Source organism: Cysteiniphilum marinum (genome assembly GCF_014857925.1).
In the GTDB taxonomy this organism is placed as follows: domain Bacteria; phylum Pseudomonadota; class Gammaproteobacteria; order Francisellales; family Francisellaceae; genus Caedibacter; species Caedibacter marinus.
Genome location: NZ_JACYVZ010000115.1, coordinates 1 through 706, shown reverse-complemented (window position 1 = coordinate 706; position 706 = coordinate 1). Strand labels below are relative to the sequence as shown.

At 44.2% G+C, this 706-nt stretch carries 1 protein-coding gene; it reads right to left on the bottom strand.

From position 1 onward, the window contains the following. Positions 1-706, bottom strand: a 706-nt coding sequence (locus IE867_RS14560; protein WP_225630090.1) for a PKD domain-containing protein, incomplete at both ends; no start/stop codon positions are given.

The window sequence follows — 706 nt, the reverse complement described above, 5'->3', positions numbered from 1 at the left end:
CTTAGATGGGATGCACCAGTGCCTGTCCATTGATAACTGGCTATCTCTCTATTGCCTTGTGCTTGACCTGAGCCTGTTACTGTATGTTCGGTTCCCTCTTGTACAGACTGGTCGCCACCTGCATTCGCAATTGGAATCAATTGACTATCTGCAGTAATCGTATAAGTGGCTGTTGACTCTTCACTTTTTACTCCCGCACTATCTGTTACGGTTAATGTTAAATAGTATGTGTCATCATTATTACCTTTATAAGGTGGCGCTGTGAAAACTGGAGTCGCTATAGCAGTATTGCTTAGATGGGATGCACCAGTGCCTGTCCATTGATAACTGGTTATCTTTCTATCGCCTTTTGCGCTACCTGAGCCTGTTACTGTATGTTCGGTTCCCTCTTGTACAGACTGGTCGCCACCTGCATTCGCAATTGGAATCAATTGACTATCTGCAGTAATCGTATAAGTGGCTGTTGACTCTTCACTTTTTACTCCCGCACTATCTGTTACGGTTAATGTTAAATAGTATGTGTCATCATTACCTTTATAAGGTGGCGCTGTGAAAACTGGAGTCTCTTTATCAGTAACACTTAGATGGGATGCACCAGTGCCTGTCCATTGATAACTGGTTATCTTTCTATCGCCTTTTGCGCTACCTGAGCCTGTTACTGTATGTTCGGTTCCCTCTTGTACAGACTGGTCGCCACCTGCATTCG